Origin of the sequence: Pseudomonas retamae (assembly GCF_043496865.1) — a bacterium.
In the GTDB taxonomy this organism is placed as follows: domain Bacteria; phylum Pseudomonadota; class Gammaproteobacteria; order Pseudomonadales; family Pseudomonadaceae; genus Aquipseudomonas; species Aquipseudomonas retamae.
In genome coordinates this window covers 574,348-600,563 of record NZ_JBIEIL010000004.1, presented here as the reverse complement: position 1 = coordinate 600,563, position 26,216 = coordinate 574,348, and the positions used below count along the sequence as shown (strand labels likewise).

The window sequence follows — 26,216 nt, the reverse complement described above, 5'->3', positions numbered from 1 at the left end:
ACGCGTGCGGCATTTCGAGGTTCAGCCATTTGCTACTGCCACGGCACGAACGGTACGGCTATAGTTTGCAGGCCGACGACGGCCCCACTGCACAAGGTGCTCCCGGAATGACCCGATTGACCTCTCTCAACCCTTGGCTGGCGGCCGTTGCCGTCGCCCTTTGCGTGCAGTTTCCGGCGCAGGCCCAGGAACGCTTCACCCTGAGCATCCCGGGTGTGTCCGATAACCGCCTGTTCACCTCGGCCGCCGCCAGCGACGCCCCGGGTTGCGGCGGCAAGAACCAGTCGCCCGCGCTGAGCTGGAACGCCGGCCCTGCCGGAACCCAGAGCTATGCCATCGTCATGCACGACCCGGACGGCCAGAAAGGCCTGGGTGTCGACCACTGGATTCACTACGGCATCAAACCCGCCACCCGCCAGATCGCCGCCGGCGTCGGCGCCAAATCCGCCCTCGAAGGCGTCGGCGGCACCAACAGCAAAGGCAACACCCATTACATGGGCCCATGCCCGCCCGTGGGCGACAGCGCGCACCACTACATCATCCAGATCTACGCCCTGGATCTAGCCCCCGACGCCTTGCCCGCCGGCCTGACCCGCGCCGAGCTGATGGAAAAAATCAAAGGCCACGTGCTGCGCAACAGCAGTGCGGTACGGCGTTATCACCGCTAAGGTCTCTGGCTGACCGCCCCAAACCGCCAGCCATTTGGCATTGGCCCGCAAAAACGCGCACTATCGGGCCATGGCCAATGCGCTGGAGGACACCGTGGCAGCAAAAATCGACCGCATCGCCCAACTGCTCAACTGCCCGGAAAAGGGCGAACAGATGCGGCGTGCCGTTACCGAGACGCGCAAGGAGTTTTTGCTGAATCAGCCGGAGGAAGATCTTGTTGATGAAGACGAGGTGTTTGACGAGGTTGAGGAGGAGGGCGACGACGATGAATATGATGAGTTTGACTGGACGACGGAGTGACGCTGATCCAACGGTTACCCATCAGCCACAAAAAAGCCCCGGACCATCACAGTCCGGGGCTTTCTCGTTTTGATTCATGGTGCACCAGGCGGGATTCGAACCCACGACCCCTGCCTTCGGAGGGCAGTACTCTATCCAGCTGAGCTACTGGTGCAGCGGGCGACATCATACCTAGGTCGACTCGGGGCGTCCATGCCGGGTTTCGGCGGGTTTTGTCAGGGCGCGTGTCGGTGCAAATGGCTGCATTCCAGAAAGCGGTAACGTCCTGCAAAACCCTCGCTTGGCGCTTTGCCGGGGTTGATCTAAGGTTTTTCCTGCGGTACGGGTTTTTGGTGCGTTGATCTGAAAAACGGGGTTTTTGTTCTTTTTTTCGAACGACCTATTGTCCTTTAACCCCTTTGATCCTACGATCCGTTTGAGATTTCAAACGCTCTTTGCTGGGTGTCGAAGCGCTGGTGTATCGAATCGTGCACTGTTGATGCGCCACACCCGGTCACTGATTTCCCTGACGGCAGCCTTGCGAGGCGCCTTTCTACAATCATAATTTGCTCCGCGCAGGCCGCGGTGCTGTTAAGGAAAGCCGACATGCAGCTTAAAGACACCCAGTTGTTCCGCCAGCAAGCCTTCATTGATGGCGCTTGGGTCGATGCGGACAACGGTCAGACGATCAAGGTCAACAACCCGGCCACTGGCGAAATCCTCGGCACCGTGCCGAAGATGGGCGCTGCCGAAACCCGTCGCGCCATCGAAGCCGCCGACAAGGCGCTGCCGGCCTGGCGTGCGCTGACCGCCAAAGAGCGTGCCGGCAAGCTGCGTCGCTGGTTCGAACTGATGATCGAAAACCAGGACGACCTCGCGCGCCTGATGACCCTTGAGCAGGGCAAGCCGCTGGCCGAAGCCAAGGGCGAAATCGTTTACGCCGCTTCGTTCATCGAGTGGTTCGCTGAAGAAGCCAAGCGCATCTATGGCGACGTGATTCCGGGCCATCAGCCCGACAAGCGCCTGATCGTGATCAAGCAGCCGATCGGCGTCACCGCCGCGATCACCCCGTGGAACTTCCCGGCGGCGATGATCACCCGCAAGGCCGGTCCTGCGCTGGCCGCCGGTTGCACCATGGTGCTCAAACCGGCTTCGCAAACCCCATTCTCCGCTTTCGCCCTGGCCGAACTGGCCCAGCGCGCGGGCATTCCGGCGGGCGTGTTCAGCGTCGTTTCCGGCAGTGCCGGCGACATTGGCAGCGAGCTGACCAGCAACCCGATCGTGCGCAAGTTGTCCTTCACCGGCTCGACCGAAATTGGTCGCCAGTTGATGGCCGAATGTGCCAAAGACATCAAAAAAGTCTCGCTGGAGCTGGGCGGCAACGCGCCGTTCATCGTGTTCGACGATGCGGACCTGGATAAGGCCGTCGAAGGCGCGATCATCTCCAAGTACCGCAACAACGGCCAGACCTGCGTCTGCGCCAACCGTCTGTACATTCAGGACGCTGTCTACGATGCGTTCGCCGAGAAGCTGAAAGTGGCAGTCGCCAAGCTGAAGATCGGCAACGGTCTGGAGGACGGCACCACCACTGGCCCACTGATCGACGAAAAAGCCGTGGCCAAGGTGCAAGAGCACATCGCTGACGCTGTTTCTAAAGGCGCCACCGTGCTGGCTGGCGGCAAGGCGATGGAAGGCAACTTCTTCGAACCGACCATCCTCACCAACGTGCCGAAAAACGCTGCCGTGGCCAAGGAAGAAACCTTCGGTCCGCTGGCGCCACTGTTCCGCTTCAAAGACGAAGCCGAAGTGATCGCGATGTCCAACGACACCGAATTTGGTCTGGCTTCGTACTTCTATGCGCGCGACCTCGGTCGTGTGTTCCGTGTCGCCGAAGCGCTGGAATATGGCATGGTCGGCGTCAACACGGGGCTGATCTCCAACGAAGTCGCGCCGTTCGGCGGCATCAAGGCCTCGGGCCTGGGCCGTGAAGGCTCCAAGTACGGCATCGAAGATTACCTGGAAATCAAATACCTCTGCCTGGGCATCTAAGCCCTGCAAGAGCTCGCTGTAAACGCAAAGGGCACGAGAGCGCTGTCCCTTTGCGTGGTTTCAAACCTGCATTTTCTCTGCGGCCAGGAACGCCGTGGCAGTCGATCATCGCATGCTGCCACCGCCGATTCCTCCCGCTTCATCCTTGAACCACGCCGCCCGATGAGCGGCGAATGAGGACTGTAATGAGCAAGACTAACGCTGAACTGATGGCCCGCCGTACCGCCGCTGTACCACGCGGTGTTGGCCAGATTCACCCGATCTTCGCCGAATCCGCGAAGAACGCGACCGTTACCGACGTCGAAGGTCGTGAATTCATCGACTTCGCGGGCGGTATCGCGGTACTCAACACCGGCCACGTGCATCCGAAGATCATTGCTGCCGTGACTGAGCAGTTGAACAAGCTGACTCACACCTGCTTCCAGGTGCTGGCTTACGAGCCGTACGTTGAGCTGTGCGAAAAAATCAACGCTAAGGTCCCAGGTGATTTCGCCAAGAAAACCCTGCTGGTCACTACCGGTTCCGAAGCTGTCGAAAACGCCGTGAAAATTGCCCGTGCCGCCACGGGTCGCGCTGGTGTGATCGCCTTCACCGGCGCCTACCACGGCCGCACCATGATGACGCTGGGTCTGACCGGTAAAGTCGTACCGTACTCGGCCGGCATGGGCCTGATGCCAGGCGGCATCTTCCGCGCGCTGTACCCGAACGAACTGCACGGCGTGAGCATCGACGATTCGATCGCTTCGATCGAACGCATCTTCAAGAACGACGCCGAGCCGAAAGACATCGCCGCGATCATCATCGAGCCTGTTCAGGGTGAAGGTGGTTTCTACGTCGCGCCGAAAGAATTCATGAAGCGCCTGCGCGCGCTGTGCGACCAGCACGGCATTCTGCTGATCGCTGACGAAGTGCAGACCGGCGCTGGCCGTACCGGTACCTTCTTCGCCATGGAACAGATGGGCGTTGCTGCCGACCTGACCACCTTCGCCAAGTCCATTGCTGGCGGCTTTCCGCTGGCTGGTGTCTGCGGCAAGGCCGAATACATGGACGCCATCGCACCAGGCGGCTTGGGCGGTACCTACGCCGGTAGCCCGATCGCTTGCGCCGCTGCGCTGGCCGTGATGGAAGTGTTCGAAGAAGAGCAACTGCTGGACCGCTGCAAGGCTGTCGGTGAGCGTCTGGTCACTGGCCTGAAAAACATTCAGGCCAAATACCCGGTCATTGGCGAAGTGCGTGCGCTGGGCGCGATGATCGCGGTCGAGCTGTTCGAGAACGGCGACAGCCACAAGCCAAACCCGACTGCCGTAGCAGCCGTGGTGGCCAAGGCACGCGACAAAGGCCTGATCCTGCTGTCCTGCGGCACCTACGGCAACGTGTTGCGTGTACTGGTACCGCTGACGTCGCCGGACGAGCAACTGGACAAAGGTCTGGCGATTATCGAAGAGTGCTTCTCGGAGCTGTAAGCCCCGGCATTCTGTGATCAGCTCGACAAAAAACCCGCTTCGGCGGGTTTTTTCATGCCGACGCAAACATATCGGCGTTTAGCGCTGTAACGATTGGCCAGCATTGGCTAAGGTCAAGGCATTGCCAGGGAGTGCGTGCATGATTGCCGTTGAATTACCCGCCGTACCGCGCGTGTTGATTGCCGAAGCCGATCCGTGGTCGCGCGATCTGCTCAAACAAGTGCTGCTGAACGTGCGTTGTGACGCGCGGCTGGATCTGTGTGCCGATGGCCAGCAAGCGTTGTCGATGCTCACAGACATCCCTTATGACCTGGCCATCGTCGATTGGGAATTGCCCGGCGTTGACGGCTTGAACGTGCTGCGCAGCGTGCGTCAGCGCAAGCGCAACCCACCGCTGCCATTCATTCTGATGAGCAGCCGCAACGACAGTGCCAGCGTGCGCGAAGCCATCCCGCTGGCGCCGACGGCATATCTGACCAAACCTTTGAACATGGAGGGCCTGACCGAGCGTTTGCAGGGTTTGCTGCTCAACGCCGGGCAAGAAGTATTCTGTGAAGTGCCTGCTCTGGCGCCGGGCATGACCCTGTCGGTTTTTCTTGAGCGGCGCCGTGAGCAAACCGACGGCGCGCCGTTGATGACCGATGTGCAAGTGGCGGTGAAGCGCAGCCTCAACCCCGATGGCCTCGACCTGAAGCTGCTCGAAGAAGAGATTCGCACCGACCCGCAAATCACCGCGGTATTGATCGCCGCGGCCAACAGCGCGGCGCAGCACCATGGCGCGCCCGTGCAGACGCTGGCGCAAGCCCTGCATCGGCTGGGCACGGGGCAAAGCATGAATCTGATCCTCGGGCTGGCGCTCAAGCGCAGTGCCCGGCTCAGCGATCCGTGTCTGGCGGATTACGCCGAACGTTATTGGGGCTTGTCACTGCATACCGCCGAATATGCGCGCACGTTGGCGCGATTGCTCGATCTGGATCAGGAACGCTGTTATTGCGCCGGCATGCTTCACCGCCTCGGTGATCTGGCGCTGCTGCGTTGTCTGCAAGAGTGGCAACAGGCGGGCGGGGCGCTGGACGAGCAGGAGGAAGTCGGCGAAGCGCTGGCACAGTTCGGCGCGGCGTATGGCTCTGCATTGCGTACGCGCTGGCGTCTGCCGCTGGAACTGCGTGAACTGATCGCCTCGGTCTATCAGCTTGGCGGTGGGGTGTATTCCCGTGAGGCGCTGGTGATGAACATGGCGGCGCAGATGGCGCGGTTGACCGAGCATGAGGGTGTCGAGGAACTTGCGAAGAGCCGTACGGCACGGTTGCTGAAGATTGGTTTGCCGGAATTGATGCGGATGCGCAAATAACCTGCTTCGCCTCTTACCCCTGTGGGAGCGAGCCTGCTCGCGAAAGCGTCACCTCAGACAATGATGCGCTGAATGACACCGCTTTCGCGAGCAGGCTCGCTCCTACAGGGGTGTTGTGCCGGACTGAGGTTTGGCGTCAGGCAGAGATGATGCGGTTCTTGCCTTGGCGCTTGGCTTCATACATCGCCGCATCCGCCCGGGCGAACAGGTTATCGAGGCTTTTGTCTTCGTCGGTCAGACTGGTCAGCCCTTGGCTTACGGTGATGCCGAACGTCTGGCCCTCATGGCTGAACCGCAAGCGCTGAATCTCCTGCTGCAAGCGTTCAGCCACTTGCATGGCCATCTCCGGTGCGCAACCGGGAAACACCGCGGCAAATTCCTCACCGCCAATTCGCCCGAACAGATCGCCACGGCGCAATGAACTGCGTCCGCACTCGGCAATCCGTTGCAGCACGTTGTCGCCTTCCGGGTGGCCGTAGCTGTCGTTGATCGCTTTGAAGTCATCGATATCCAGCAGCAGAAACGCCATCGGCGTACCGCGCAGGCGTGCTTCTTCGAATTCGCGGTTGGCGCATTCGAAGAAGTGTCGGCGGTTACTGCTTTGCGTCAGCACGTCGGTGGTCGCCAGGCGTTGCAGCTCGGTTTCCATGTGCTTCTTGTCGGTGATGTCTTCGGCGATGCCGACGATGATCACCGGTTGGTCTGGATCGTCCTGGCGATTGATGAAGCATTTGTCGCTGAGCCAGCGCACTTGGCCGTCGGCGGCGATGATCCGGTACTCGCGATCTTCCACCGCGCCCTTGTGCAGCACTTCGGCGAGGCTGCGCTCAGCGTAGTCGAGGTCGTCGGGGTAGATGCTGTCGCGCCACTGGTTGTAGTCGCCGAGCAGCAGCCCGGCAGAGCGACCGAAAATCCGTTCATAGGCGGGGCTGACATACAGCACCTGACGGGTTTCCCAGTTGAACGCCCAGAGCACAGCGTTGACGCTGACCAGCAGTGAGCTGAAAAGCTGTTCGCGCTCGCTCAGGCGTGCGACCTCGCCTTGCGCATGCATCAGCGCCATCAGGGTTTGCGCGGCCTCGGGCCACTGCGGGACGGATGAGTCTTTTGGATTGTTGTTGACCATCGGCACAAATCTCAAAGGGCGTGCCGCGATTTCGACAGCGGCCACAATACAGCCCGCCGGGGGTGGCGAAGTGTCTTTGAGATAGGTGATTTTCGGCGAAGTTCAAAACGGTGCACTCGCCTGGGCGAGTGCACCGATCAACGGTCTCAGACTGCTGCAGGACGCAGCGAGTAGGTTTTCAACTGGTCGGCAAATTCACGCAGGGACTGAATGCCGCTGGCTTCGGCCTCGTGAATCCAGTCCTTGATGGCGGCGAGCATGTCGTGGCCATTGGAACTGGTCTTGACCCAGATCTGTTGCAGCGCCAGACGCTTTTCGTAAATCACTTTCAACGCCTGGCTGTGCTCGAGCATGGTCTGGATGCGCAAGTGATGGCGATCTTCCAGCAGGCTGGTCTCGCGCGACAGCAGGCGCTTGGCACGGTGGAACTGGTGGCGCACCGAATGATCGACCTTGGCCAGCTCCTGCTTGACCAGCGGGCCGATCACCAGCTTGCGGTACTGGGCCATGATCTGGAAGCGGTTGTTGAGGATCGCCATGGCGGTGTCCATGTCCAGGCTGCCTTTGCCCTCGACCCGGTGCGCGATGGGCGCTACCCGCTGAACCCTGGCCAGGCCGAGGAAGCTGAAGACCTTGATCCACGCCCAGCCGAGGTCGAATTCCCACTTCTTCACCGACAGCTTGGCCGAATTGGGGTAGGTGTGATGGTTGTTGTGCAGTTCTTCGCCGCCGATCAGGATGCCCCAAGGCACCAGATTGGTCGCCGCGTCGCGGCATTCGAAGTTGCGATAGCCGACCGCGTGGCCCAGACCATTGATCACACCGGCCGCCCACACCGGAATCCACATCATCTGAATCGCCCAGATGGTGATACCGATGGTGCCGAACAGCAGCAGGTCGATGACGCCCATGATTGCCACGCCCAGCAGCGGGAAACGACTGTAGAGGTTGCGCTCGATCCAGTCTTCCGGGCAGTTCTTGCCGTAGATGCGCAGGGTTTCCGGATTCTGCGCTTCGGCACGGTACAGCTCGGCGCCGGTGCGCAGCACTGTGGACAGGCCCTTGATTACCGGGCTGTGCGGATCGTCTTCGGTTTCGCATTTGGCGTGGTGCTTGCGGTGGATGGCGGTCCACTCGCGGGTGTTCTGTGCCGTGGTCAGCCACAGCCAGAAGCGGAAAAAGTGTTTCAGACCGCCATTCAGCTCCAGCGAGCGATGCGCGGAATAACGGTGCAGATAGACCGTGACGGCAACAATCGTCACATGGGTCATCAGCAGGGTGACCGCGACCAGCGACCAGGCCGACAAGCCAAGAAAACCTTCGTACCACATAGGCTATAGGGCCCTCGATAAAGATAAAAACTGCCGTTGCATTATCACCAAGCACACGGATAAAACCAGTCGCCCTTCAAGGAAAGAGTCGCTGGATGTTTCTTGACCTATAATTCCAACCTTTTTGTAGGGACATGGACAGTCGAATGCCTGCCACTTACCGCGATGCCTTGCGTGCAGCGCTGCTCTATCTCGTACTTGCCACGGTCTGGCTGCAAGGAGCTGATCATTTATTAAACAATTTCTTCGATGACCCCGTCGATATCGCCCGATGGCAACTGATCAACGGTTACCTGTTCGCCGCGGTGAGTGCCGGGGTGATCTTTCTGGCGCGGGCGCGCCTGTACGGGTTTCTCGGCATCGGCGCGCGGTTGCGCGAGCGCCATGTCGATCGTGAGCGTTTGCGTCAGGCCGCCGCGGTGTTCGACTGCACCCGCGAAGGCGTGCTGGTCACCAATCATCAGGGCCTGATCGTCCACGTCAATCGCGCGTTCATGGCGATTACCGGTTATCAGCGCGAAGAAGTTCTCGGCCAGCAGCCGAGCCTGTTCAAATCCGGTCATCACCCGCCGGGTTTCTATCAGGCCATGTTCGCCACGTTGCAGGCGCAGGGCGAATGGAGCGGAGAGATCTGGAACCGGCGCAAAAGCGGCGAAATTTATCCACAGTGGCAAACCATCCGCGTGATTCACGATGATCACGGCCGGCTCAGCCATTACGTCGCGGTGTTTTCCGACATCAGTGCGATCAAGCACTCCGAGGACGAACTCAAACACCTCGCACACCATGATCCGCTGACCGATCTGCCCAATCGCCTGTTGTTCAGCGACCGCACCGAGCAGGCGCTGGCCTCGGCGCAAATTCACAAACGCGGTTGCGCGTTGCTGATGCTCGATCTCGATCACTTCAAAATGATCAATGACAGCCTCGGCCATAACGTGGGCGATCGCTTGCTCAAGGCCGTGGCGGCGCGTTTGCAGGGGCTGTTCGGTCCCGGCGTTACCCTGGCGCGGCTGGGCGGCGATGAGTTCGCCGTGCTCGCCGAAAGTTGTCCACAGCCGGTGCAGGCAGCGGCGTTGGCGCAACGCATGCTCGATGCGTTCAAGGACGCGTTTCGCGTTGATGGCCACGAGTTGTTGATCAACGCCAGCATCGGCATCAGCCTGTTTCCCAGCGATGCCCTGAGCGCCGAGCAACTGCTGCGCAATGCCGACGCCGCGTTGTTCAAGGCCAAAAGCAGCGGGCGCAACGGGTACGCCTTGTACACCGAAGAACTCACCGCCCATGCCCAACAACGCGTGGAGCTCGCCTTTGAATTGCGCCGTGCGCTGGAACAACAGGAGCTGCGGGTTTATTACCAACCGGTGCATGACCTGCCAAGCGGCCGCCTGATCGGCGTAGAAGCCCTGGTGCGCTGGCAGCATCCGCAACGCGGTCTGGTCTCGCCCGCAGAATTCATCCCGATTGCCGAGCGCACCGGGCTGATTGCCGAAATCGATGCCTGGGTCATGCAGCAGGCTTGCCGGCAGATGTGCCAGTGGCAGCAGGCCGGCGGGGTGCTGTCGTTCGTCGCGGTGAATGTGTCGTCGCGACTGTTTGCCCGCCGCGAGTTGTACCAGCAGGTGGCGCAGGTGCTGCACGACACCGGGCTGGAACCGGCGTATCTGGAACTGGAAGTGACCGAAAGTGCGGTCATGGAAGACCCGGAAGTCGCATTGGAGCAGATGCATCGACTACGTGAACTGGGTATCCGTCTGGCGATCGATGACTTTGGCACCGGCTATTCATCGCTGCTGCGGCTCAAGCGCTTGCCGGTACAGAAACTGAAGATTGATCAGGGCTTCGTCGCCGGTTTGCCATGGGACGAGGATGACGTGGCGATTGTCCGGGTGATCATCGCGCTGGCCCGCAGCATGGGGATGCAGGTGCATGCCGAGGGCATTGAGCAGGTTGAGCAGGCGAAATTTCTGCTCGAACAGGAATGCGATCTGGGGCAAGGCTATTGGTTTGGCCGGCCGGTGCCGGCGAGGGAGATTGAGCATTGCCCCGAGGTGGGTGGGAAGAGCGGTTTTTCTGGTTATATAAACATTCTTAAATAGTCTTTTTAAGAATATCAGTACCTCTCTTATATTGCTCCCACGCCGAACGCAGTGCCGCCCACTGCCAGGCATATCCCCTTCAAAGGAGCAGCACCATGAGCGCATCCCTTCGCAGCGTTGACGGTCAGGACGAAAGCACGATCTTGCGGGAAATCCAGAGCGCCCTGCGCGATCTGCGGTTTGGCGCGGTGGAAATCACTGTGCACAACGCCCAGGTCGTGCAGATCGAACGCAAAGAGAAATTCCGCTTGCAGCAACCCGGTAAGCAACCGGGCTAAAGATTGCAGCCTGCGCCAGCTCCTGCGGGGAGCTTCAGACAAGAGCTGGCGCAGGCGGCGATCTTTGACCGGCAGCCGATTACGCAATCCATAAGAAAAAGCCACCACCGAGAATTCCAGGAGCTTTCACCATGTCGTCGATTCGCCGCTACGCTTTGGCCGCGCTGGCCAGTGCCGTGTTTGCCGGTTCCGCGGTTGCCAAGGATTACGAACTGCTCAACGTCTCGTATGACCCGACCCGCGAGCTGTATCAGGACTACAACGCCGAATTCATCAAGTTCTGGCAGCAAGACCACGCCGGCGACACCGTGAAGATCCAGCAATCCCACGGTGGTTCGGGCAAGCAGGCCCGTGCGGTAATTGATGGTCTGCGCGCCGACGTCGTGACCCTGGCCCTGGCCGGCGACATCGACGAAGTGGCCAAGCTCGGCAAGAGCCTGCCTGCTGACTGGCAGAAGCGTCTGCCGGAAGCGAGCACGCCGTACACCTCGACCATCGTCTTCCTGGTGCGCAAGGGCAACCCGAAAGGCATCAAGGACTGGGGCGATCTGGTCAAGAACGACGTCTCGGTGATCACGCCGAACCCGAAAACCTCGGGTGGCGCGCGCTGGAACTTCCTCGCCGCGTGGGCCTACGGCCTGAAAGCCAACGGCGGTGACGAAGCCAAAGCCAAGGAATACGTACAAACCCTGTTCAAGCACGTGCCGATTCTCGACACCGGCGCACGCGGCTCGACCATCACCTTCGTCAACAACGGCCAGGGCGACGTGCTGCTGGCGTGGGAAAACGAAGCGTTCCTGGCACTGAAAGAAGACGGCGGTGCCGACAAGTTCGACATCGTCGTGCCGTCGCTGTCGATCCTCGCCGAGCCGCCAGTAGCCGTGGTCGACAAGAACGCCGAGAAGAAGGGCAACGCGCAGATCGCCGAAGCCTATCTCAAGCACCTGTACAGCCCGGCTGGTCAGGAAATCGCGGCGAAGAATTTCTACCGTCCGCGTGACAAGGACGTCGCCGCGAAATACGCCCAGCAGTTCCCGAAACTGGAACTGGTGACCATCGACAAGGACTTCGGCGGCTGGAAATCCGCGCAGCCGAAATTCTTCAACGATGGCGGCGTGTTCGACCAGATTTATCAGGCGCAGTAATCTGACCTTCAACCAGCCTGTTATCTGGGCACAACATGTGGGAGCGAGCCTGCTCGCGAAGGCGGTATTTCAGGCGGCAGGAATGTTGGCTGATACTGCCCCTTCGCGAGCAGGCTCGCTCCCACAATGATGCGTTTTTAACCAGGGACTTTTATGTCGCGTCGTATCTCCCCCGTCATACCCGGCTTCGGGCTGACGCTGGGCTACACCTTGGTGTACCTCAGTCTGATTGTGCTTATCCCGCTGGCGGCGATGTTCGTCCACGCCGCGCAACTGACCTGGGAGCAGTTCTGGGCGATCATCTCCGCACCGCGCGTGCTGGCGGCGTTGAAGCTGAGCTTCGGCACTGCGCTGTGCGCGGCGATCATCAACGGCATCATTGGCACGTTGCTGGCCTGGGTGCTGGTGCGCTACACCTTTCCCGGGCGCAAGGTGATCGATGCGATGATCGATTTGCCCTTCGCCTTGCCTACGGCAGTGGCTGGTATCGCGCTGACCGCGCTGTATGCCCCGACCGGCCTGGTCGGGCAGTTCGCCACCGATCTGGGTTTCAAGATCGCCTACACGCCTTTGGGTATCACCCTTGCGCTGACCTTTGTGACTCTGCCTTTCGTGGTGCGCACGGTGCAGCCGGTGCTGGCCGACATTCCTCGCGAAGTCGAAGAAGCTGCCGCGTGCCTCGGTGCCAAACCGATCCAGGTGTTCCGCCATATTCTCGTACCGGCGCTGCTGCCCGCATGGCTGACCGGTTTTGCTCTGGCGTTTGCCCGTGGCGTTGGCGAGTACGGTTCGGTGATTTTCATCGCCGGCAACATGCCGATGAAAACCGAAATCCTGCCGTTGCTGATCATGGTCAAACTCGACCAGTACGATTACACCGGCGCCACGGCCATCGGCGTATTGATGCTGGTGGTTTCCTTTGTCCTGTTGCTGCTGATCAACTTGTTGCAGCGGCGCATCGAAACCCCATAAGGAGGCGCGCACATGTCCCAATCGTCTATTGCGGCCGCCTCTGCGGCCAACGCTGCGCGGCGTGGCAGTGCCACTTCACGCAGAGTTCTGATCGGTCTTGGCTGGCTGATCTTTTTCCTGTTTCTGCTGCTGCCGTTGTTCATCGTCGTATCGCAGGGTTTGAAGAACGGCCTCGGCGCGTTTTTCACGGCGATCTTCGAGCCGGACGCGCTGTCGGCGCTGAAACTCACGGTGTTCGCGGTGCTGATTTCGGTGCCGCTGAACCTGGTATTCGGTGTCAGCGCCGCTTGGTGTGTGAGCAAATACTCGTTCCGTGGCAAGAGCATGCTGGTAACGCTGATTGACTTGCCGTTTTCGGTGTCGCCGGTGATCGCCGGTCTGGTCTACGTGCTGATGTTCGGCGCGCAGGGCCTGTTCGGGCCGTGGCTGCAGGATCATGACATCCAGATCGTCTTCGCCCTGCCGGGCATCGTGCTGGCGACGATTTTCGTCACCGTGCCGTTCGTGGCCCGTGAGCTGATTCCGCTGATGCAGGAACAAGGCACCCAGGAAGAAGAAGCTGCGCGCCTGCTCGGCGCCAATGGCTGGCAGATGTTCTGGCACGTCACCGTGCCCAACATCAAATGGGGCCTGATCTATGGCGTGGTGCTGTGTACCGCGCGGGCCATGGGCGAGTTCGGGGCGGTGTCGGTGGTGTCCGGGCACATTCGCGGGGTGACCAATACCTTGCCGCTGCACGTCGAGATCCTCTACAACGAATACAACCACGTGGCCGCGTTCGCCGTGGCGAGCCTGTTGCTGATCCTGGCGCTCTTCATCCTGCTGCTCAAGCAGTGGAGCGAAAACCGTATCAACCGCCTGCGCGCCAGCGCCGCGGAGGAATAATTCATGTCGATCGAAGTGCGTAACGTCAGCAAGAATTTCAACGCGTTCAAAGCGCTGGACAACATCAGCCTGGACATCCAGAGCGGCGAGCTGGTGGCGCTGCTGGGGCCGTCGGGCTGTGGCAAAACCACGCTGCTGCGGATCATTGCCGGTCTGGAAACTCCCGATCAGGGCAACATCGTCTTCCACGGTGAAGACGTCTCCGGCCACGACGTGCGTGATCGCAACGTCGGTTTCGTGTTTCAGCACTACGCCTTGTTCCGGCACATGACGGTGTTCGACAACGTCGCATTCGGCCTGCGCATGAAACCGAAAAACCAGCGCCCGAGCGAAAGCCAGATTGCGACCAAGGTTCACGAACTGCTGAACATGGTGCAACTGGACTGGCTGTCGGATCGTTACCCGGAGCAGTTGTCCGGTGGTCAGCGCCAGCGCATTGCCCTGGCCCGTGCCTTGGCGGTGGAGCCGAAAGTGCTGCTGCTCGACGAGCCGTTCGGCGCCCTCGATGCCAAGGTGCGCAAAGAACTGCGCCGGTGGCTGGCGCGCTTGCACGAGGACATCAACCTGACCTCGGTATTCGTGACCCACGACCAGGAAGAAGCGATGGAAGTCGCCGACCGTATCGTGGTGATGAACAAGGGCGTGATCGAACAGATCGGTTCACCGGGCGACGTCTACGAAAACCCGGCCAGCGACTTCGTTTATCACTTCCTCGGCGATTCGAATCGCTTGCTGCTCAGCGACGACAACCACGTGCTGTTCCGCCCGCACGAAGTGTCGTTGTCCAAGCATGAGCTGGAAGATCACCACGCCGCTGAAGTGCGCGACATTCGGCCGTTGGGCGCGACCACGCGGGTGACGTTGAAGGTTGAGGGGCAGAGCGATCTGATCGAGGCTGAAGTGGTCAAGGATCACGACAGCCTGATCGGCCTGGCCAAGGGCGAAACCCTGTTCTTCAAACCGAAGGTCTGGCAGAAAGTCGCCAACCTTTAACTGATCGTTCCCACGCTCTGCGTGGGAATGCATCCCGTGACGCTCCGCGTCACAGTGGACGCGGAGCGTCCATGGCGGCGTTCCCACGCAGAGCGTGGGAACGAGCGGAAAATCCCTGTGGGAGCGAGCCTGCTCGCGAAAGCGATTTAGACAGCCGCACGATTCGGATTGACCCGCACCCCTCCCGCCCGCGCCTCGATCTGAGCTTTCAGTTCATGGCGCAGCCCGAGCAAAAACGCCAGCTCGGCCACCACAAACAACGGGCCGACAATCAGCCCCGACACATCATCGACAAACGCTGGTTTGCGCCCTTCGTAGTGATGCCCGACAAACTGGATCACCCAGCCAATCACGAACATCCCCAGCCCGCTGCTCAGCCAGACCATGGTGCTCTGCTGCGCCAGTGCATGCCCGGCCCAGACTGAAAAGCCCATCAGCACCGTCATCAGCACGCCGAGCTTCAATTCCAGACGCAGATAAAACCACGCCGAAGCCAGCGCCAGCAGAACGGCGGGAGATATCCACAGACCGCCCAGCGACCATTGCGGGCGTGACAACAACACCGCCACCGCCACAACGATCAGCGGAATACCGATAAAGTGGCTGGCGATGTTACGCGGGTCGCGGTGGTAGGCGGCGTATTGGCTGAGGTGGTCGACGAGGCTTTTCATTGTTGTTCCTCCAGTGGGATTGGTTGCATCATCCCTCGGCAACCGGGTTCGCTCTGTCAGGCAGGCGACAATCCAGGAGGGTTTATGCACATACGTTCACGGCTGCTGACCGGGCACTGGTTCAGTCATCTGCCGGCATCCTTTCAGGATAGTCTGCTGGCGGCGGGCCGCGAGCGGCGCCTGACGGCGGGACAGCGCCTGTTTCAGCGCGGTGACGCACCGTGCGGCTTGTACGCGGTGCTCGATGGTGCCGTGCGCATTGGCGCGGTGAGCGAGCAGGGCAAAGAGGCGTTGTTGAGTCTGGTCGAGGCGCCGCACTGGTTTGGCGAAATCTGCCTGTTTGATGGTCAGCCGCGTACCCATGATGCTTACGCTGTCGGCCCGTGTCTGCTGCTGAACATCCCGCAAACCGCGTTGCTGAAACTGCTCGACGAACAACCACAGTACTGGCGCCATCTGGCCTTGCTGATGAGCCACAAACTGCGCCTGGCCTTCATCGGTCTGGAACAGCTCAGCCTGCTGCCGGCCCCGGCGCGGCTGGCCCATCGTTTGTTGATGATTGCCGAGGGCTACGGCGAACTCGACGCGCCACGCCGGGTGCTGCAATTGCCGCAAGAGCAATTGGCCGCGATGCTGTCGCTGTCGCGGCAGACCACCAACCAGATTCTCAAGGATCTGCAGGGGCAGGGGATCATTGGTCTGGCATACGGCGAGATCGAGATCCTCGATGCCGCGCGATTGCGGGCGCTGACCACACTCTAACGGGCGCCTGAAATCCCATGTGGGAGCGAGCCTGCTCGCGAAAGCGGTGGGTCATTCAACGATGATGTCGACTGATCCAATACCTTCGCGAGCAGGCTCGCTCCCACAGGGTTCAGTGCTGTTTTCAGGAACCGCGGTAGGTCGAGAAGCCATACGGGCTGAGCAGCAGCGGGATGTGGTAGTGCTGGTCGGTCTGCTTCACTTCGAAGATCACCGGGATTTCCGGGAAGAACGTGTCGTGCTTGATCTTCTTGTAGTACTCGCCGGTCTTGAACACCACGCGGTATTCACCCGCTTCAAAGGGCTGTCTGGCCGGGAACAGTTCGGCGATTCGCCCTTGTTCGTTGGTGGTGCCTTGCGCCAGCGGCTGCCATTGCGTGCCGACATGCTTTTCCAGCGAGACGTTGATGCCCGGCGAGGGCAGGCCGTTTTCCAGGTTGAGCACGTGCACGCTCAACGGGTTGCCGGCGGCCAGCGCCAGGCTCGAAACAGCGCTCAGGCCAAGGGCGGCGAGGGTCATGCGCAGGGTGGTCATGGTGGTTCTCCTTAGTGGGAAGAGGTGATGGTCAAGCCGGCCTTGTCGGCGGCCGCGAGGGCACAGTTTTCGTCCTGCTCGCCGCCGCCGGAACCGGCCACGCCCATGGCGCCGACCAGTTCGCTGCCGGCGAACAATGGAATGCCGCCGCCCAGCAACAGCAATTCATCAAGGGTGTTGAGGTTGGCGGTTTCCGGGTTGCTGCGGGCGCGCTCGGCGAACAGTCGCGTCGGCGTCTTGGTCGACAGTGCGGTGTAGGCCTTGCGCTGGCTGGCGGCGGTGTTGTGCGGGCCGATGCCATCGCCGCGCAGGGTCACCAGCAGATTGCCGCCACGATCGAGCACCGAGACTGTGCCGGTGCAGGTGCTCATCGCCTTGTCGGCGAGCCAGCGTGCGGTTTTCAGATCGAGGTCGGCGTGGCGTGGCAATTCCGGGCTGGCGACAGCGGCGCCACTCAGGCCGATCATCAGGCTTGCAACGAGGTATTTGACGGTCATGGACGAGCTCCAGAAGCGAAGGTCGTCACCTTAACGGCCGGTCCTCGTCAGAACCTCGTCAGTTGGATTACAAGTTTGTAATGGGCAACGCCGCCGAAGGCGCCTAGCCTGTGTGCCTTAATGAACGAGGTGTGCCATGCGTTTGCTGGTTGTAGAAGACGAAGCCAAGACTGCGAATTTCCTCGCCAAGGGCCTGGGCGAGTCGGGTTTTGCCGTGGACGTAGCGCTCAATGGCCTCGATGGCCGCTACTTTATCGAGCAGCAGGAATACGACCTGATCATCCTCGACGTGATGCTGCCCGGTCTCAACGGCTGGCAATTGCTGCAACTGATCCGCCAGCGCGGCGCCACACCCGTGTTGTTTCTTACGGCCAAAGACGCCATTGAAGACCGCGTACGTGGCCTCGAGCTGGGCGCCGACGATTACCTGCTCAAACCCTTCGCCTTCGCCGAACTGCTCGCGCGGGTGCGTACCTTGCTGCGCCGCGGGCCGATGCGCGAGGCCGAGTCTTACCAGATCGCCGATCTGGAAATCGATGTGCTGCGCCGCCGGGTCAGTCGTGGCGGCCAGCGTATCGCCCTGACCAACAAGGAATTCGCCCTGCTGCAATTGCTCGCCAGCCGCCAGGGCGAAGTGTTGTCGCGCACGCTGATCGCCTCGCAGGTGTGGAACCTGAATTTCGACAGCGACACCAACATGGTCGAGGTCGCCGTGCGCCGGCTGCGCTCGAAGGTCGATGATCCGTATATGCCTAAACTGATTCACACCGTGCGCGGCGTCGGTTATCAACTGGAAGCGCCCGACGATGTGGAGTAAGTCGATCGCCTGGCGTCTGGCGCTGGCTTTCGCCATGGTCTGTGCACTGGTGCTGAGCGCGATTGGCGTGTTTCTTTATCGCTCGCTGGCTTCGGAACTGGCCTTTCGTGACGATATGGCCCTGCTTGGTCGCCTCGAACAAGTACGCGCCTTGCTCGCCGACAGTGACAGCCTTGATGCCCTGCAAGCGCGGCCGCGGCTGTATCAGAACATGCTTGGCAATCTCGACAGCCTGCTGCTGGTGCGCCGCGCGGATGGCTCCAGCGTGATCACCATCAACCCGCGTCAGCGCGAGCTGCCGAGCTTGGAGGCGATTGCCCGCGAGCAGATGCCGCAACGTCGCGACGTGCTGACATGGCAGGCCGCCGACGGTGCCGAAGTGGCGCTGTTGTCCGGTCAGGCGCAGGGCCCGAACGGTGAATCTCTGACCGTGATTGCCGGCAAGGTGCTGAGCGAGCGTGAACAGATGCTGAGCAGTTATCGCCTGCGCCTGTATCTCTCCGTCGGCCTCGGCGCGTTGCTCGCTTTTGCGCTTGGCCTGTTGCTGTTGCGCCGCGGCCTGCGACCGTTGCGCCAGTTGAGCGCAGCGGTGCGCGTCATTGACCTGCGCAGCCTCGATCAACGCCTGCCCGCCGAGGGCACACCGACAGAACTGCGCGAGCCGGTACAAGCACTCAATGGCATGCTCGCGCGGCTGGATGACAGCGTGCAGCGCCTGTCGCAGTTCTCCGCCGACCTCGCCCATGAAATCCGCACGCCGCTGCATACTTTGCTGGCGAGCAACGGCCAGGCGTTGAATCACCCGCGCAGTACAGCCGAATATCAGGAAGTGCTGGCCTCGAACATGGAAGAGTTTGAACGGCTCAAACGCATGGCGGAAAACCTGATGTTCCTCGCCCGCGCCGAACAGGCCGAGCGCGCACTGAATCTGCAACCGCTGGATCTGCACAGCGTCGGCGATGAACTGTGTGATTACTTCGAAGCCCTGGCGGACGATCGCGACCTGCGCCTGGACAATCAGTTACACGGCGAACTGCTCGCCGATCAGCAATTGCTGCAACGGGCGCTCGGCAACCTGTTGGCCAATGCCGTACGCCACGCCGACCCCGGCACCGTTATCAGCCTGCGCCGCCGCGACGAGCCGGGCCGGGTCTGGCTGCAAGTGCACAACCACGGCCCCGCCATCGCGTTCGAGCATCTGGGCAAACTGTTCGACCGCTTCTACCGCGTCGATCCCTCACGGGCGGAACCGGGGGATTCGGGTGGGTTGGGGCTGGCGATCGTGCAGTCGATCATGCAGTTGCATGGGGGGCAAGTGGGGGTGAGGAGTGATGCGGCGGGTACTGTGTTTGAGTTGGGGTTTTTGGTGCGACATTGATCATTTGAAAAGCGGATGAAGGTCATTTTTTTGCAAGAAAATGCATTCAATAGAATGCATATCGGCTGAAAATGAAAAAATGCATCGTAAATAATGCAGGCGGCTCAGATGGAAAACATAGGCAAATTAATTAGAACTCTCCGAAAAGCGAATGGGCTGTCTCAGCAAGCCCTCGCTCTGAAGTACGGTATGAGTCGCGCGACCATCTCCGGCATCGAGAACAACACGGTCTCTGACATTGGTCTGCGTAAGGTAGAGGTAATCTTGAATGGCTTCGGCTATGTACTAGACGCGGTTCGTCGACCAGCCCGTCCCACTCTCGATATGCTCAAGAAGGAAAATTTCCACACTTGAGTACTTCCACTGCCTCATGGCTTGTGCTGGTTGTAACTCAACGCAAGCCATCGCGAAACTGCCCCGGCGTCATCCCGGTCCAGCGCTTGAAGGCGCGGCTGAAGCTGCTGGTGTCGGCGAAGCCGAGCAGATAACTCACTTCGCTCAACGAGCACTGCGGATCGCGCAGGTGCAGCAGCGCGAGGTTTTCGCGGCTTTCGTTGAGCAGGGTGTCGAAGCGGCAGCCTTCATCGGCCAGATGCCGTTGCAGGCTACGCAAGCTCAGGTGCAAGGCCTGGGCGATGCGCTCGGCGCTCGGTTCACCTTCGGGCAATTGTTCTTCGATGGCGTCGCGCACCTTGCGCTCCCAGGTCAGCGGTTGCAGCTGCGCCAGGGTGCGCTTGAGCACCGCTTCGTTGTGTTCGGCCAGTTCCGGGTTGGCGTCGTCGAGGTGGCTGTCGAAGTCGGCGAGGGCGAACTCCAGGCGATCTTCGACGCAGCCGAAATGCACCGGCGCGCGAAAGACCTTGTGCCATTGATGGGCATCGGTCGGTTCAGGGCGGCGCAGATAAACCGCCAGCGGCGCGTAATCACGGCCGAGTCGATTACGGCAGGTGCGCACATAGATTGCCGCGAAGGCGTCGATGGCTTCGAAGGCCGGCGCCGGGTTGTCCACAGGGACTTTCAATCGAAATTGATAGCGGTCGGCGCTGCGGCTCAGCTCCAGTTCCAGCGCATCGCTGACCACCGGGTGGTAGCGCACGATACGTTCGAACACCTCGCGCAAGCTGCCGCTCGCGACCAATGCATAGCCGAGGGCGTGGAAAGTGGTCGGGCTGACGAAGCGCGACACGCGCAAGCCCAGCGCCGGGTCGTCGCTGGCCTCAACGGCGAGCGCCCACAGCCGTGTGGTGCCAGACAACGGATAGCGCGCATTGGGATCGTCCATCAGGCTCGGGTCAAGGCCAGCCTGTTGGCACAAGGCGATACTGTCCAGCCCCAGCGCATCGAGTTGCTTGCGCAAGGCACGGGTCCAGCTGGCGAGGGAGGTCGGTTCCTTCATGCTGATTGGCGCGTCCGGTCAACAGGTTGGCGTTCTTGGCTAGCGCGATTGGCGCCCCGACAAGGCACGATTCACACATCTTAGACCCGAGGATGGAAGCATGGACGGTACTTCTGCAAGCCCCCAGCGGCTCAATGCGGCGCAACGATCAGCGCATATTCGCGAGGTGGTGCTGGGCAAAGGCGTGGAGCTGCGCGAGCGCTACCCGATTCTTCAGCATCAGGACGCGTTGGGCGCAGGGATTCTGGCGTTTGCTTTGGTCGGCATGGTCGGCTCGGCCGCGTTGTACATCAGTGGCCATCTGGCGTGGTGGGCGTGCCTGTTGCTCAACGCATTTTTCGCCTCGCTGACCCATGAGCTTGAGCACGACCTGATCCACAGTATGTATTTCCGCAAGCAGCGCGTGCCGCACAACCTGATGATGGGCCTGGTGTGGCTGGCGCGGCCGAGCACGATCAATCCGTGGATTCGGCGCCAGCTGCACCTCAATCACCACAAGGTTTCCGGCACCGAAGCCGACATGGAAGAACGTGCGATCACCAACGGCGAGCCGTGGGGTTTGGCGCGACTGTTGATGGTCGGCGACAACATGATGTCGGCTTTCATCCGTCTGTTGCGGGCCAAAACCTGGGCGCACAGGCTCGGCATTCTCAAGCGTGTGTTCAAGGTCTACGCGCCGTTGGCGCTGCTGCACTGGGGCGCGTGGTATGTGTTTTTGGGTTTTCACGCAGCGAACGGCGTTGCCTTTCTGCTGGGCGCGCCGATCGACTGGTCAGCCAATACACTGGCGGTGATGCAGGTGATTGATATCGCCGTCGTGGTGATCATCGGCCCGAATGTGCTGCGCACGTTTTGCCTGCACTTCATCAGTTCGAACATGCATTACTACGGCGACGTCGAGCCAGGCAATGTGCTGCAGCAATGTCAGGTGCTGAACCCCTGGTGGCTGTGGCCGTTGCAGGCGTTCTGCTTTAACTTCGGCAGCAGCCACGGGATTCATCATTTTGTGGTCAAGGAGCCATTTTACATCCGCCAGATGACCGTGCCGGCAGCGCACAAGGTGATGCGTGAGATGGGGGTGCGGTTCAATGATTTCGGTACGTTTGGGCGGGCGAACCGGTTTGTGCGCCGGGATGCCGTTGCGCAGAAAGAGGTGCGTACGGCTCAAGCTTAACGATCGACTGCCAAGGCCTCATCGCGAGCAGGCGCGCTCCCACAGGGAAACGCATTTCATTGTGGGAGCGAGCCTGCTCGCGATGGCGATAGTGCAGGTCACATCAATCCGGCTGAAACGGCGAAGCACTCAGAATCACCCCGGTTTCCTCCACATACCGCTGCCAATGCCCGATCAACTCAGCGAGCTTGCCCGGCTGACTCAGCGCCAGATCATGAATCTCCCCCGGATCGCTGTGCAAATCATAGAGCTGCCACGTCGCCGGCCCCACTGGCCCAGGAATCCAGACCGCTTTCCACGACCCTTGGCGGATCGCCCGACGCCCGAACAGTTCCCACCCCGTCACCGTGTGTTCGTCATGCACCTGAGCGGTCTCGCCGGATAAAAAGCCCAGCCACGATTTACCGCGCAACGGCGCTACCGCTTTGCCTTTCCACTGCTTGCCCGGATGCCTCACGCCAGCCAGATCCAGAATCGTCGGAGTGATGTCCATCACCGTGCCGAAGCCGTGGCTGATCTGTCCTCTGAGCGCCAGTTGCGGATAGTGCAACAGCGCCGGCACGCGAATGCCGCCCTCGGTGGTGAAGGCTTTGAACAACCGCGACGGTGCGGTTGCCACCTGCGCCCAGTTCGGCCCGTACCAGACGTAAGAGTTGGCGCGGCCGATGTTGTCGAGGCTGTTGTCGTAATGCTGGTTCAGATAGGTCATCAGTTCCGGGCCGAACTTGGGGAACGCTTCGAGCAGCGCGCCTTCGGCACCGTTGTCGGACATGAACAGGATGAACGTGTTGTCGAGCTGGCCCTGCTGGCGCAGGTAATCGACGACGCGGCCGATGTTCCAGTCCATGCGCTCGACCATCGCCGCGTAGACCTCCATGGCCCGCGCGGAAATCTGCTTCTGCTCCTCGCTCAACGCGTCCCACTGCGCGCTGAGCTGGATCAGCGGATGCGGCTCGACATCCGCTTCGATCAGGCCGAGGGCTTGGAGTTTTTCCAGGCGTTCGAGGCGCAGCACTTCGGGGCCGGCGTCGTAGCGGCCGCGGTATTTCGCGACGATTTCGGCAGGCGCCTGCAGCGGCCAGTGCGGGGCGGAAAAGGGTAGATAAGCGAAGAACGGTCGGGTCTGGTCGCGTTCCTTGAGGTACTGCAGCAGCTTGTCGCCGAAGGCATCGGAGGAATAGAAATCCTTGGGCAACTCGTCGATGAATTGATCGTCTTCGATGTACAGCGCCGGGGTGGATTTCAACAGGCCCGGTGTTTGCTCATCGTAGGTCGGCTCGAAACCATAGTGGTTGGCCGCGCCCGGCAACAGTGAAAACGAGCGCTCGAAACCACGTGCATGCGGCGCCAGTTCGGCCGTCAGACCGAGGTGCCACTTGCCGCTCATCAGGGTTTGATAACCGGCCTCGCGCAGCAACTCCGGCAGCGCCACCACGCGGTCGTTGAGATAGCCTTCGTAACCCGGTTTGCCGATCAGTTCGGGCGTCAGCGCTTCGGCCATGGTGCCGATGCCGGCGATGTGATGATCGGTGCCGGTGAGCAGCATCGAGCGGGTCGGCGAGCAGGTCGGTGCGGTGTGAAAGTCGGTCAGGCGCAGGCCGTTGTTCGCCAGCGCGTCGAGGTTCGGTGTGGCGATTTCGCCGCCGAACGCACCGATGTCGGAGAAGCCTAGATCGTCGGCCAGAATCACCAAGAAATTGGGACGTTGCGGCATTGCGAAACTCCTGTTCAGCAGGCTATGAACGTCAGCGGCAGATCGCGGATCTGCACCGGCACGCTCGGTTGGTAATGGTCGTCACTGGTCAGCTCGTGCAGCAGTTCTTCACGCAACTGATGGAAGTCGAAACTGCTGCGCTGGCGCGGGTGCGCCAGGGCAATGTCGACCAATTGCTTGATCCGTCCCGGACGCGGCTCCATCACCACCACGCGGTCAGCGAGGAAGATCGCTTCCTCGACATCATGGGTGACCAGAATTGTGGTGATTTTTGCGCGTTCGCGGATCGCCAGCAGCTCGTCCTGCATCTGCTGGCGGGTCAGTGCGTCGAGGGCGCCGAAGGGTTCGTCGAGCAGCAGAATCCGTGGGCTGGCAACCAGTCCGCGAGCGATCGCCACACGCTGGGCCATGCCGCCGGACAACTGGTGCGGATAGGCGCGGGTGAAGTCGCGCAGGCCGACCAGATCGATGAAATCGTTGATCCGCTGTTGCTTTTGCGCGGCGCTCAGCGGCTCATTAACCAGGCCCAGACCGATGTTGTCGGCGACGCTCAGCCAGGGAAACAAACGGTGCTCCTGAAAGACGATGCCGCGTTCGCTGCCGACGCCCTTGACGGCCTGGCCATCTACGCTGATCTGCCCGCGAAACTGCGTGTCGAGTCCGACCAGCAAGCGCAGCAAGGTCGATTTGCCACAGCCGCTGGAACCGACGATGGCGACAAATTCGCCCTCGGCGATGTCCAGGTTGAATTCGTGAATCGCCTCCAGTTCGAAGCCGTCGACGTCAAAGGATTTGCCCACGTGGTTGAAGCTGACAATCGGTGCGTTCATGCGTGTCTCCAGCGGGTCGCGCGAATTTCCAGGCGTTGGCCGATCAGGTTGAGCAGGGCGCCGGTGAGACCGACCAGAAGCATGCCGGCCATGATCAGGTCCATGCGCAGCAGTTGCTGTGCGCCGATCATCTGGCTGCCGATGCCGCCATCGGACGGCATGAAGTATTCGGCGCCGATGGTGCCGAGCCAGGCGTAGATCAGGCTCAGCCTGAGGCCGGCGAAAATGCCCGGCGCGGCACCGGGCAACACCAGGCGGCGCAGGCGTTGACCGAGGCTCAGGCGCAGCACCTGCGCGGCTTCGTTGAGTTGCGGCGAAAGATTGGCGACGCTGCGTTGCGTGGCGACGAACAACGGAAAGAACCCGGCGAGGGCAACGAATACCCACTTGGCCAGTTCACCGAGGCCGAACCACGCGGTGAGCAGCGGCACCCAAGCGAAAATCGCAATTTGCCGGATCGCCGCCAGCGTCGGGCCGAGCAAGCGTTCGCTGGTGCGCGACAGACCCAGCAGCAAGCCGAGGGCGAAACCGAGCCCGCCGCCGAGCAGTAATCCTCCGACTGTGCGTCCGAGGCTCAGGGCCAGGCCGCTGCTCAAGGTTCCGTCGCGCAAACCTTCCCACGCGGTTAACAGAACGGCCAGCGGGCTGACCAGAATGTTGGCATCGACCCACTGCTGATCGACCGCCAATTGCCACAGCGCCAGCAAGCTCAGCGGCAGCAGCCACGGTTGCAGTCGTTGCCAGCCTTGATAACGCGGGCCGCGACGAATTTCGGCAGTCGCTGGATGCGGCCAGTGCACCAGCTTGCGATCGAGCAGGCCGATGCCGCGATCCATGGCCACGCCGAGCAAACCGATGACCACGATGCACACGAACACGATGTCGAGCATGAACAACTGCCGCGCCCAGACCATCAGGTAGCCGATGCCTTCGCTGGACGCCAGCAGTTCGACGGCGAGCAGCGAGGTCCACCCGGCGGCCAGTGCCAGACGTACACCCGCCATGAACGCAGGCAGGGCGGCGGGCAGGACCAGGCGGCGGACTAACAGGTGTGGCGGCAGGCGCAGGACCGCTGCCGCTTCACGCAGTTTCGGTTGCGCATCGCGCACCCCGACCAGCGTGTGCAAGGTCACCGGCACCACGATCGCTTTGATCAGCACCACCAGTTTCAGCACTTCGCCAATGCCGAAAAACACCATGAACAAGGGAATCCAGGCCAGTGTCGGCACCTGCGCCAGTCCGGCAAATGTCGGCAGAATCAACCGCTCCAGCCGCTGGCTGAAACCCAGCGCAGCGCCGAGTACGGCGCCCGCGGAAATTCCTGCTAGCAGGCCCCAGAACAAACGCTGCAGGCTGATCCACAGATGGCTCCAGAGTTCGCCTTGCGCCAGCTCCGCGGCGCTGTTCCAGACCAGCGAAGGCGCTGGCAAAATCTGCTCGCTCATCCATGCGTTGCGTGCGGCCAGCCACCACAGCGTGAATAGAGCGAGCGGCAGCAGCCATGGCAAAACTCGCTGGTTGAGGCTTGGCCAGATCGGTTGGCGCTTGAGCGGTGGCGCCGGCAGCGGCAGGCTGAGCAGGGAGTGTCGGGCCATGGTTGACCTCCGTTGTCGGACGCAGACGGACCGTATGCAAAATTGATCTAACAAATAGCGAATCAATGCTATCGAGAGATAAGCCAGACCATTTAAGGCCTCCAGCCCAAGCGCATCCAATGCATTCGGAGAATATTTTCCATGCTGTCTATGCATACATCCCTGCAAGCCCCGGCCGCGCTTGCTTAGCTTATTAAGCTATAAAAA

25 protein-coding genes and 1 tRNA gene are annotated in these 26,216 nt (G+C 61.0%); 16 read left to right on the top strand and 10 right to left on the bottom strand.

Annotated elements, in window-relative coordinates; all coding sequences use genetic code 11:
- Window positions 1-107: 107 nt before the first annotated feature.
- Both ACGSLL_RS11525 and ACGSLL_RS11520 read left to right on the top strand, forming a co-directional pair.
- Window positions 108-668, top strand: coding sequence for a YbhB/YbcL family Raf kinase inhibitor-like protein (locus tag ACGSLL_RS11525; protein ID WP_090288133.1), 561 nt, complete (start codon window positions 108-110; stop codon window positions 666-668).
- Window positions 669-738: 70 nt separating this feature from the next.
- Window positions 739-969, top strand: a complete 231-nt coding sequence (locus tag ACGSLL_RS11520; protein WP_394505846.1) for a hypothetical protein — start codon at window positions 739-741, stop codon at window positions 967-969.
- A 77-nt stretch (window positions 970-1,046) separates the two neighbouring features.
- Here the strand turns inward: ACGSLL_RS11520 and ACGSLL_RS11515 are convergent.
- Window positions 1,047-1,123, bottom strand: a tRNA-Arg gene (locus tag ACGSLL_RS11515).
- Window positions 1,124-1,554: 431 nt separating this feature from the next.
- Here ACGSLL_RS11515 and gabD point away from each other — a divergent pair.
- From gabD to ACGSLL_RS11500, 3 genes are all read left to right on the top strand, one after another.
- Window positions 1,555-2,997 (top strand): NADP-dependent succinate-semialdehyde dehydrogenase, encoded by a 1,443-nt coding sequence (gene gabD, locus ACGSLL_RS11510; RefSeq protein ID WP_024011131.1) that lies wholly within the window; start codon window positions 1,555-1,557, stop codon window positions 2,995-2,997.
- Between the two features lie 185 nt (window positions 2,998-3,182).
- Window positions 3,183-4,460, top strand: a complete 1,278-nt coding sequence (gene gabT / locus ACGSLL_RS11505) for a 4-aminobutyrate--2-oxoglutarate transaminase (RefSeq protein ID WP_394505843.1) — start codon at window positions 3,183-3,185, stop codon at window positions 4,458-4,460.
- A gap of 139 nt (window positions 4,461-4,599) precedes the next feature.
- The gene (locus ACGSLL_RS11500; RefSeq protein WP_394505841.1) at window positions 4,600-5,811 is read left to right on the top strand and encodes an HDOD domain-containing protein; all 1,212 of its coding nucleotides are present in this window, start codon (window positions 4,600-4,602) and stop codon (window positions 5,809-5,811) included.
- 136 nt (window positions 5,812-5,947) lie between these two features.
- Here ACGSLL_RS11500 and ACGSLL_RS11495 read toward each other — a convergent pair whose 3' ends face one another.
- Both ACGSLL_RS11495 and desA read right to left on the bottom strand, forming a co-directional pair.
- Entirely contained in the window at window positions 5,948-6,937 is a 990-nt protein-coding gene (locus tag ACGSLL_RS11495) for a GGDEF domain-containing protein (RefSeq protein WP_394505839.1), read from the bottom strand.
- Window positions 6,938-7,083: 146 nt separating this feature from the next.
- Entirely contained in the window at window positions 7,084-8,268 is a 1,185-nt protein-coding gene (gene desA, locus ACGSLL_RS11490) for a delta-9 fatty acid desaturase DesA (protein ID WP_394505837.1), read from the bottom strand.
- A gap of 146 nt (window positions 8,269-8,414) precedes the next feature.
- Here desA and dibA point away from each other — a divergent pair, with 146 nt between their 5' ends.
- The 6 genes from dibA (at window position 8,415) to ACGSLL_RS11460 (ending at window position 14,640) form a co-directional block, all read left to right on the top strand.
- Entirely contained in the window at window positions 8,415-10,367 is a 1,953-nt protein-coding gene (gene dibA / locus ACGSLL_RS11485; RefSeq protein WP_394505835.1) for a phosphodiesterase DibA, read from the top strand.
- A gap of 95 nt (window positions 10,368-10,462) precedes the next feature.
- Complete coding sequence (oscA, locus tag ACGSLL_RS11480; RefSeq protein ID WP_007917682.1) at window positions 10,463-10,645, top strand: sulfur starvation response protein OscA; 183 nt, start codon at window positions 10,463-10,465, stop codon at window positions 10,643-10,645.
- A 131-nt stretch (window positions 10,646-10,776) separates the two neighbouring features.
- Entirely contained in the window at window positions 10,777-11,790 is a 1,014-nt protein-coding gene (locus ACGSLL_RS11475; RefSeq protein ID WP_394505832.1) for a sulfate ABC transporter substrate-binding protein, read from the top strand.
- A gap of 153 nt (window positions 11,791-11,943) precedes the next feature.
- The gene (gene cysT, locus ACGSLL_RS11470) at window positions 11,944-12,762 is read left to right on the top strand and encodes a sulfate ABC transporter permease subunit CysT (protein WP_090288164.1); all 819 of its coding nucleotides are present in this window, start codon (window positions 11,944-11,946) and stop codon (window positions 12,760-12,762) included.
- Window positions 12,763-12,774: 12 nt separating this feature from the next.
- The gene (gene cysW, locus ACGSLL_RS11465; protein WP_090288166.1) at window positions 12,775-13,647 is read left to right on the top strand and encodes a sulfate ABC transporter permease subunit CysW; all 873 of its coding nucleotides are present in this window, start codon (window positions 12,775-12,777) and stop codon (window positions 13,645-13,647) included.
- Between the two features lie 3 nt (window positions 13,648-13,650).
- Entirely contained in the window at window positions 13,651-14,640 is a 990-nt protein-coding gene (locus ACGSLL_RS11460) for a sulfate/molybdate ABC transporter ATP-binding protein (protein WP_394505829.1), read from the top strand.
- Between the two features lie 146 nt (window positions 14,641-14,786).
- Here ACGSLL_RS11460 and ACGSLL_RS11455 read toward each other — a convergent pair whose 3' ends face one another.
- Window positions 14,787-15,311, bottom strand: a complete 525-nt coding sequence (locus ACGSLL_RS11455; protein WP_394505827.1) for an Mpo1 family 2-hydroxy fatty acid dioxygenase — start codon at window positions 15,309-15,311, stop codon at window positions 14,787-14,789.
- Window positions 15,312-15,395: 84 nt separating this feature from the next.
- Here ACGSLL_RS11455 and ACGSLL_RS11450 point away from each other — a divergent pair, with 84 nt between their 5' ends.
- A complete protein-coding gene (locus ACGSLL_RS11450; RefSeq protein WP_394505825.1) occupies window positions 15,396-16,073 on the top strand; it encodes a Crp/Fnr family transcriptional regulator in 678 nt (225 codons plus the stop codon).
- A 124-nt stretch (window positions 16,074-16,197) separates the two neighbouring features.
- Here the strand turns inward: ACGSLL_RS11450 and uraH are convergent, their stop codons facing one another.
- Together uraH and ACGSLL_RS11440 are read right to left on the bottom strand one after the other, a co-directional pair.
- Window positions 16,198-16,608: a hydroxyisourate hydrolase gene (uraH, locus tag ACGSLL_RS11445; RefSeq protein WP_394505822.1), complete on the bottom strand. Its 411-nt coding sequence runs from the start codon at window positions 16,606-16,608 to the stop codon at window positions 16,198-16,200.
- A gap of 11 nt (window positions 16,609-16,619) precedes the next feature.
- A complete protein-coding gene (locus tag ACGSLL_RS11440; protein WP_394505820.1) occupies window positions 16,620-17,105 on the bottom strand; it encodes a GlcG/HbpS family heme-binding protein in 486 nt (161 codons plus the stop codon).
- A 136-nt stretch (window positions 17,106-17,241) separates the two neighbouring features.
- On the opposite strand from ACGSLL_RS11440, the gene ACGSLL_RS11435 reads away from it, so the two are divergent.
- The 3 genes from ACGSLL_RS11435 (at window position 17,242) to ACGSLL_RS11425 (ending at window position 19,654) form a co-directional block, all read left to right on the top strand.
- The gene (locus ACGSLL_RS11435; protein WP_090288178.1) at window positions 17,242-17,922 is read left to right on the top strand and encodes a heavy metal response regulator transcription factor; all 681 of its coding nucleotides are present in this window, start codon (window positions 17,242-17,244) and stop codon (window positions 17,920-17,922) included.
- On the top strand, window positions 17,912-19,300 hold the full coding sequence (locus tag ACGSLL_RS11430; RefSeq protein ID WP_394505818.1) for a heavy metal sensor histidine kinase: 1,389 nt from the start codon (window positions 17,912-17,914) through the stop codon (window positions 19,298-19,300). Before ACGSLL_RS11435 ends, ACGSLL_RS11430 begins: the two co-directional genes overlap by 11 nt.
- Before the next feature lie 108 nt (window positions 19,301-19,408).
- The gene (locus ACGSLL_RS11425) at window positions 19,409-19,654 is read left to right on the top strand and encodes a helix-turn-helix domain-containing protein (protein ID WP_186632139.1); all 246 of its coding nucleotides are present in this window, start codon (window positions 19,409-19,411) and stop codon (window positions 19,652-19,654) included.
- A gap of 37 nt (window positions 19,655-19,691) precedes the next feature.
- Here the strand turns inward: ACGSLL_RS11425 and ACGSLL_RS11420 are convergent, their stop codons facing one another.
- A complete protein-coding gene (locus ACGSLL_RS11420) occupies window positions 19,692-20,696 on the bottom strand; it encodes an AraC family transcriptional regulator (RefSeq protein WP_394505815.1) in 1,005 nt (334 codons plus the stop codon).
- Between the two features lie 100 nt (window positions 20,697-20,796).
- Here ACGSLL_RS11420 and ACGSLL_RS11415 point away from each other — a divergent pair, with 100 nt between their 5' ends.
- Complete coding sequence (locus ACGSLL_RS11415; RefSeq protein ID WP_394505813.1) at window positions 20,797-21,870, top strand: fatty acid desaturase; 1,074 nt, start codon at window positions 20,797-20,799, stop codon at window positions 21,868-21,870.
- A gap of 103 nt (window positions 21,871-21,973) precedes the next feature.
- Here ACGSLL_RS11415 and ACGSLL_RS11410 read toward each other — a convergent pair whose 3' ends face one another.
- The 3 genes from ACGSLL_RS11410 to ACGSLL_RS11400 are packed head-to-tail and all read right to left on the bottom strand — an operon-like array spanning window position 21,974 to window position 26,009.
- Entirely contained in the window at window positions 21,974-23,584 is a 1,611-nt protein-coding gene (locus tag ACGSLL_RS11410; RefSeq protein ID WP_394505811.1) for an arylsulfatase, read from the bottom strand.
- 14 nt (window positions 23,585-23,598) lie between these two features.
- Window positions 23,599-24,414, bottom strand: a complete 816-nt coding sequence (locus ACGSLL_RS11405; RefSeq protein ID WP_394505809.1) for an ABC transporter ATP-binding protein — start codon at window positions 24,412-24,414, stop codon at window positions 23,599-23,601.
- Complete coding sequence (locus tag ACGSLL_RS11400; RefSeq protein ID WP_394505807.1) at window positions 24,411-26,009, bottom strand: ABC transporter permease; 1,599 nt, start codon at window positions 26,007-26,009, stop codon at window positions 24,411-24,413. Before ACGSLL_RS11400 ends, ACGSLL_RS11405 begins: the two co-directional genes overlap by 4 nt.
- Window positions 26,010-26,216: the final 207 nt, after the last annotated feature.